Source organism: Arthrobacter sp. TJ-266 (genome assembly GCF_058269115.1).
The window spans coordinates 648,069-655,522 of sequence record NZ_JBZCNC010000003.1 but is presented as its reverse complement, the minus strand read 5'-3'; the positions used below and the strand labels follow the sequence as shown (position 1 = coordinate 655,522).

Below are 7,454 nucleotides of genomic sequence, written 5' to 3'. Positions count from 1 at the left end.
AGACTCGTCGCCGCTGTCCGGGACGGTTTCACGAACACCAAGCACACGCTCGTCTACCAGGCGCAAACCGATGATGACTGCATCGTCACCCAGTGGGTCATGACCGGAACACAGACCGGCCCGTGGTTCGGCACTCCCGCGTCTGGCAGGGACGTGTCCTTCGCCGGCACCGACATCGTCCGCATCGTCGACGGTCGCATCATCGAGATCCGCCACGTGGAGGAACTCCTCCAGCTACAGGCGCAGATCACCGCATAGCTCCACCGAACGCCCGGAGAGCGAGCCGACAACGCAGATGATCGGAAGATGACTCACCTCGAGTCACTGACAACGTCGGGAAGCGGTCCTACGCGAGAACGTAGCGTGGGACCGCTCCCCGTCGCTGAGAACCAACGAGGTCTGACCGAGTTGCTCACGCCCCGCAGCAGGCGGGACACATGAAACGACGTACAACGGGTACCCAAATGCAGCACCCTGGGACGAGTGGCAGAACCCGTCTCGACTTCGCAGTAGGTCCAGAGGCGCCGGCAGGTTCGAGGTCAGCTCCCGTCGCTTCACGTTCTTGCCGTTTGAGGTGGCCCGGAGGATCTCGACGTGGCGCTACACGTTGACATTGATCCTGGAGAAGATCAGGCTAGAGGTGTCGCCCCGGACCCTGGCACGAGACCCTTATTGTGCTCGAAGCCGTGTCAGGAATACCCATGAGGCAGATCGACCACGAAATACGCCGTGCTGATCCATCATTTGCGCCCACCTCCAGCCCTGAGCAGCTGGTGGAACCGCCGACCTTCAGGGTCGCTGCTAGCCAGCTCCACCTCCGAGACCAAACGCAGGACCAGATGCGGGGTTCTGGTCAAATCTCCACTCGCGGTTCGGTTGAAGATCCCAAGCTGCGCGATCTTAGTGACCGCGAAGCGGTTGTCGCGGTGATGATTGCGAACGGACGGACCCACGAGGATGTTGCCCTGCGACTGTCTCTGCCACTGATCGCAGTTGAAAAGCACCTTCAACAGGCGTTGGACGTCCTCGGACTAACAGACGAGCAGCACCTGACCTACGTCATCGTCGCTTCCCATTACAACCGCAACGCACCAAGCTCCCCAACGTCACCCCGATCTCCAACGTCACCCCGATCCCCATCAGACCATGGCCGAAGGCCCGACGAGCGATCCGCTCAACTGGGCCAGAAAAGTCCCAATCCAGCTGGAGGGACAGAACGGACGCAGTCCTCGGGCGTCCCTGACCCTGAGGACCTGAACTAGACTCCAACGGCCATTCACCTGAACTCGCTCGTCATCCTTGACGCAGCCCAGGAAAGACACGAGCAAGGACTCCAGCCTTTCGCATGAACTGAACCAGCCATCCGCCGCATGCTCCCAGTCCACTTCCGCCCGCTCCCTTACACCTTTCGGGTCAGGACGGCGTGGTGACGGCCATGAGTCAGGTCGTCTCCAAGTGTCAGGTGCGGCAGAAGGAAGGGTGGAGCTCAAAGCCGACCATCGGTGGGTGAGCTGCGCCCGCTGACCGCCTTGGCCGTCGTGAGCTGGACTCGGACCAGGACCCGGACTCGCCGGGCTGTAGGTACGACGAGTTGTAGGTGCGGTGGGAGTGGGGCGGGCTCAGAGGACAATCGTCCGGTCGATGACGTGTCGTGCGGCTTCGTCGAGGGTCTGCTGGTTGGACCGGGCGTGGTTCCGTAGCCGGCGGAAGGCGTCGTCCATACCGACGGTGGAGGTTTGGGCGATGACGCCTTTGGCTTGCTCGATCAGGACCCTGCTGTTCAGGGCGCGTTGCAGTTGCTCGTTGACTATCTGGGATTCCCGGATGGTGCGTTCTTGCAGGAGACTTATGGTCGCCACTGACGCGAGGGCCTGGGCGATCATGGCGTCCTCCTGGGCTAGGTCTCCGGCTATGGAACCGAACAGGCCCATGGCGCCGATGATCCTGTCGTGGATGCGTAGCGGTACGACGTGTACGGAGATGAAACCCTGGTCGAGGGCGGCTCGGCGAAAGGCCGGCCACTTGTCGAGGGTGGTGAGATCGGCGATGGTCGTGACGATCCCGGAGTGGTAGCTCTCGATGCAGGGTCCTTCACCAGCCTGTAGTTGCAGGATCTCGACGAGTTCGGCTTGTTCGCTGGTCGAAGCTACGACCTGCAGGTCACCGGTGGGGCTAGCCAGGAGGAGACCCACCTGATCCACCTGGAGAAGTTTGACGCATTCCTCCACCAGGGTGTGCATGAGGTCAAGGACGTCGTAGTCGGCGACGAGGGTGTCGGCAAGCTTCACGAATGCTGCGCTGACTTGTTCGGGTCGTGACCGGGTCACCATGATGCCGCCCTTCGGGGTTGCTTCGTATCGGCGCCCTGGCGGCGGGGATCATGAAGTACGTTCATCAGTCTTCCTCACGACCGGCGTGATCCGATACCGAATCAGGATCAGAATCAGGACCATTAGGCGGGATCGACGATGTGTCGAAGCCCGAGTTCTCATCAGGAGTGAACGTGATACGCCTAGTGACGACGGCTTGTGCTGCGTCCTTGAGCGATATCCCCTGGGCGAAGGCGTGGGCGCGCAGGAGCAGCAAAGCGTCGGCGGCGGACACATCAGCCTGAACGAGGATCATGCCGGTCGCCTGATGTACTTCGCGGCGCTCCAGAGGCTCACCCTCAGGTGGGGAGTCCGTTCCGGAGTGGCGTTGTTGGTCGAGAATGAGGTGCAGAAGGGTCATGGATGTTTTGGTCGCCAACGTTTGAGCGTGGGCGAGCTGGGCTGGGCTGAGCCGCCCTGGCTTGTGGTTGTAGAGCTCTATGACGCCGACGTCGACTGCGCCCACTGTGAGCGGCAGAACCACTAGTGCTGCTGCCCCGGTGTCGGCAAGCCCTGATCCCAGCGCCGGCCACAGAATGTGGGCTGCACCTGTATCCGGCACGGTCACAGGGAGTCGGGTGCGGACCGCATCCCAACGGGGTCCTTCCCCGACGGTGAATTGCGCCTCATCTAACGCCACAGCGATGTCATCGGTCGCCGTGATCCGGGTTTCGTTTCCTGTTCCGACGAAGATCGAGATCGCGGCGCCGTCAACCGGAAGCTCGTCCAGATATGCCGTGCATAGATCGTCGTTGGATGAAGGGGGGTCCGGTGAGGGTAAGGGGTTCGTCATGGGTCTCGGATCGTTGGCTGCGGCCCTACGGCGGGGGCACTGATGCACTGGCAGCCCTTCAACAATCTGCCGACGATTCCTGAATATCACGAGGTACTTGCCCTAACCATAGCCCGTGCTCCTCACAGAAGACCCCGAACATCCTCTTCGTCTACTCACTGCCGGGCGGGAGCGGTCATCGATCAGGAGAACCTGAGCAAGGTCTGTCGGATTGACGGGTGGGTTGTTGTGCCGCACTGTTAAGCCAGCACCCCAGACCCCGGTGGCATGATATTTTTCCTGCCGAAGAGGAGTCGAATGATGGTGCCCCTATCAGCTCACGCGTCCGCTCCGACCCGGTCAGCGTCCCACTCTGACCCTCGAAGTGAGACCTCTAGTACGCTTACGCGCGCAGCAGGCGCTGACCTTGCAGCGCAACTACTAGACCTCGTCCTACACCATGAGGACCTCGGTACCTTCAGTGCCGACCTCGTGTCTTTGGGGAGCCAGCACCTCGTCGTGGGCGCCGAGACGGTCTGTGTTCTCACCCTCGAGCACGCTCAAGGCGGACTCATCGTGACAACCAGCCCGACCACTAACCCCGACAACAGCAGCCCTTTCGCGTACATAGACGACGGTCTTGACCGTCGGCGGGTTCATCTGGTCCGCGATCCAGCACGTATCGTCATACCGCTGGAAATCAGTGACACAGCCCGTGCGACCTTGTCGTTCCAAACTCAGAACGGCGTCGTCTTCACCGCTGAGAATGAGGACGAAGCGCAGGCGTTTGCGCGGGCAGCATCACGGGCCCTCCAAATCGTGCTTCAGCGATCCGCTGCCCTGGACAGGCAGGCTCATCTTGAAGCGGCATTGCGCACACGGACCGTCATCAACCTCGCAGTGGGCATGGTGATGGCCCAGAACAGGTGTACGCAAGAGCAAGCCATCGCCATCCTCAAACGCGCCTCGAGCACGAGGCATGTGAAGCTCCACACGATCGCGGAACATGTTATCGGCACCTGTGATTCGAAGCCGCCCGAAATCCACTTCGAGAACTAACGACTAGACAAGCAACCAGGTAGGGCCGCCTACGACGAAGCAGTCTGTAGAACCTACACAGCCCGCTTCCACTACTTACTCTCACTACTCACTTCCACCGCTGTTCAGGAGATCTCCATGGTGGCATCACCGCATTCCTCGTTTGAGCTGCACACCATCTTTGGGCGGACGAATGGACACCTGCTGACCAAGGAGACCGTTCATAGCGCTGTCGACGATCTCGCGGACGTTGCCGCGGACATCATCAGTGCCGCGTACGGTGCCGGCGTCAGCCTCATCAACTCCGATGGTCAACGCCTGAGCGTCGGAGCGACCAGCGACGGTGTTCTGGCGGCCGATGACCTTCAGTACGAATTAGGTGAAGGACCATGCCTGTCGGCTTGGTCCACAGGCGTCCCTGTCTACGTCACCGACACGCACACCGAGAAGCGATGGCAGTCGTGGACAACGGCCGCAGCTCACGCCGGTATTCGGTCCTGCCTCTCCGTCCCCCTGTTGAAGAAACCCGCTGCCCTGGGAGCGATGAAGGTCTACTCCGACAGCCCGAACGCGTTCTCGGGCGACGATCGGAAGCGACTGTTGAAGCTGGCGCACTCCGCTGCCGCGCTTCTTGGGCACGTGCAGGCTAGCGATACGCCACAACGCATCAGCACCGAGGTCAGAACCTCACTCGCGCAACGTGACACCGTCGGTGTTGCCCGCGGCATGCTCATGGAACGCCACGACATCGGAATACAGGAAGCAAAGAGAAAACTGTTGGATATGGCTGGTCGGGATCGGAACACCATCGGCGAAGAGGCCCGCATCATCACGGCCCGCGAAAATCACTCCGGCGATGTGCGGGATCGCTGATCAGCGTCCGGGCTTGATGGGTAGTTCGCCGCTGGTGACGAGTTCGTAGGCCACGTCGAAGAGTTTGAGGTGTGTGCGTTGGCTGGCCAGTGACAGCACCATGAACGCTTCGGCTCCCGTGAGCTTGTGGCGTTCCATGAGGATACCTTTGGCCTGACCGATGGTGTCTCGTGAGTCGATGGCGTTGTTGAGGTGCTTGGTTTTTTCCGCCCCGGCGAACGCCACCGCGGCGTGCGAGGCCACCAGCAACCCGATGTTCTCCGACTCATCCGTGAAGGCGTTAGGTTCACGTGAGTACAGGTTCAGGGCGCCGAGATCGTCGCCTTCAACCCATAGTTGGATCGACAGCATGCCCTGCGCGCCTGCCTCCGCAGCGCGCTTGGCGAAGAGCGGCCACCGCTGCTCGACACTCATGTCAGGGACCCGGACGGTGCTGTGCTCATAGGCCGCTTCCAGGCAGGGGCCCTCGTTGGTTTCCATCTGCAGCGCGTCGATGCGCTCAGGCAAGTCCCCCGACGGAGCTTTTGATCCGACGTTCTTCCGGCCCAGGACGACACTGACAGAACCCTCGTCCGCTCCCGGGATCAAGCCCAACGCTGCATGGACGAAACCCGCGAGGACAGCGTCCGCGTCCGGCTCCTGCTGCAACGACCGGGCGAGCTCCGCGAGTTCCGTTGCTAGATCTGGCGCCCGCTCCTGCCCGCCATGATGGGTAGATGGCATACCTCGTGCCACACCAGATTCCTCAGTCACAGCTCTTCAAGCTCCTCAACCTTCGGACTGTCTCTTTCATTGCATCACCTTCATCGTTAGCTCATCTTGTCTATCCGACCCGCCCCATACTTCCACCCCGCGGCACAGCTTCCCGAGAAACGCACCTACGAAAGCTGTGCTTGCTCGGTGCTGCGTCCACGCCGTTGACTGGAGAACGTCTTTAGGTCAAGCAGCCGGCACTGAGGACGGCAGGGGTACGGGGCCCGCCGCCCCGTACCCCTGTTCACGCCCCTGGCCGCATGAAGCGCTCCCTCGATCAGGAGAGCAATATGGCTGCCGTAGCCTGCCGCTTCCTTCAGCGTCGGTTCAAGGGTCCATCAGCGGGACGTCGGTTAGCGTCCGAGCACAGAGTGATATCGCATCTCGCTCAATACAGAGCCGCAGGCCGGATGAGTGAGTACAGGTGACTTGCCGCTTCGAGGAGGGCGGCACTTCTTGTATCGAGTGCGCCGAGTCGGGCTTCGAGGAGCGCTTGCAGCTCGGTCACGTCTGTCGAGTCGCGCAGTGGCGTGCGAGGTGCGGCGATCGCGGGGATCGAATGCCCGCCGCTCCAAAGGATCGCGACGATGCGGGCGTCGATGATCGCTCGCCTCCCATATCTGCGGGACAGCTGTGGTGAGAGGCGATCAGGGCGCAGGAGCCCCTGCGACCCTGTTTCCCGTCCACGGATAGGCGTAACCAAGGTTGTGACAGTACGAGTAGCATTCCCCTGCGACATCGTCGGTAGCGGCGACGATGGGCTTCGATTCTCCTTTATTGGTCTGTCCCGCCATCAACCCCTCTTCACTCACCGATGTGAGTGTTTGTGAAGCAATTGGAGTCGTAACCGCGCTTGATGACTGAGCGGATGCAGGAGCCGCAGCAAAAAACTGCCGAGTACTACCGAGCTGGCTGCAATCACCGAAGATGGGGTCTGCTGCACGGATAGGTGACGGTTTTCAGTCACGCAGTCAGGGCGGCTGGCGTGTTCATGATGGTCTCGAACTCGATGGGCGTCAACCGTCCGAGTAGGGCCTGTCGGCGGCGCCGATGATAGGTCCGCTCGATCCAGGTCACAACTGCTAGTCGCAGCTGCTCACGAGTCGTCCAGGACCGGCGATCGAGAACGTTCTTCTGCAGCAGGGCGAAGAATGATTCCATCGCAGCGTTATCGCCGCAGGACGCGACTCTTCCCATCGATCCAACCATCCGGTGGCGGGTCAGAGCACGCAGGAATTTCCTGCTCCGAAATTGCGACCCTCGGTCGCTGTGAACCACGCAGCCGGCAACATCACCACGACGAGCGACCGCGCTTTCCAGCGCGTTCACCGCCAGCCTGGAATTCATTCTCGAGTTGATGGAATAACCAACGATCCGGTTCGAGTACACGTCTTTGATCGCACAAAGGTAAAGCGTTCCTTCTCCAGTTTTGTGCTCAATGATATCCGTCAGCCACACCCGGTTCGAGGCGTCTGCAGTGAACTCGTGCCGGACTCGACCGTCATCATCGGTGACGGTGCAGAGGTCCTCGTGGACCGGAGGTCCGGGTTCCCTCCCGTTCTTCCCACGCTTCTTCCCGAACGCGGACCACCACCCGTTGCTCGCGCAGATCCGCCACGCAGTCCGGTCAGCCATTACCCCCCCCCCCC

At 61.2% G+C, this 7,454-nt stretch carries 7 protein-coding genes; 3 read left to right on the top strand and 4 right to left on the bottom strand.

Annotated features, from left to right (window positions below; genetic code table 11):
* The coding region (locus tag AC4D12_RS11825; protein ID WP_490950111.1) for an ester cyclase at window positions 1-258 on the top strand (258 nt) is incomplete at its 5' end.
* Window positions 259-1,619: 1,361 nt separating this feature from the next.
* On the opposite strand, the gene AC4D12_RS11820 is transcribed toward AC4D12_RS11825, so the two are convergent.
* Both AC4D12_RS11820 and AC4D12_RS11815 read right to left on the bottom strand, forming a co-directional pair.
* A complete protein-coding gene (locus AC4D12_RS11820) occupies window positions 1,620-2,288 on the bottom strand; it encodes an ANTAR domain-containing protein (RefSeq protein WP_490950110.1) in 669 nt (222 codons plus the stop codon).
* A gap of 106 nt (window positions 2,289-2,394) precedes the next feature.
* Window positions 2,395-3,162 carry a GAF domain-containing protein gene (locus tag AC4D12_RS11815; RefSeq protein ID WP_490950109.1) on the bottom strand — a complete coding sequence of 256 codons (768 nt, stop codon included), beginning with the start codon at window positions 3,160-3,162 and terminating at the stop codon, window positions 2,395-2,397.
* A gap of 498 nt (window positions 3,163-3,660) precedes the next feature.
* Here AC4D12_RS11815 and AC4D12_RS11810 point away from each other — a divergent pair, with 498 nt between their 5' ends.
* Together AC4D12_RS11810 and AC4D12_RS11805 are read left to right on the top strand one after the other, a co-directional pair.
* A complete protein-coding gene (locus tag AC4D12_RS11810; RefSeq protein WP_490950108.1) occupies window positions 3,661-4,200 on the top strand; it encodes an ANTAR domain-containing protein in 540 nt (179 codons plus the stop codon).
* Window positions 4,201-4,317: 117 nt separating this feature from the next.
* Entirely contained in the window at window positions 4,318-5,052 is a 735-nt protein-coding gene (locus tag AC4D12_RS11805) for a GAF and ANTAR domain-containing protein (RefSeq protein ID WP_490950107.1), read from the top strand.
* On the opposite strand, the gene AC4D12_RS11800 is transcribed toward AC4D12_RS11805, so the two are convergent.
* On the bottom strand, window positions 5,053-5,805 hold the full coding sequence (locus AC4D12_RS11800; protein ID WP_490950106.1) for a GAF and ANTAR domain-containing protein: 753 nt from the start codon (window positions 5,803-5,805) through the stop codon (window positions 5,053-5,055). It lies immediately after the preceding gene.
* A gap of 963 nt (window positions 5,806-6,768) precedes the next feature.
* A partial coding sequence (locus AC4D12_RS11795; protein WP_490950105.1) for an IS3 family transposase occupies window positions 6,769-7,454 on the bottom strand: 686 nt, incomplete at its 5' end.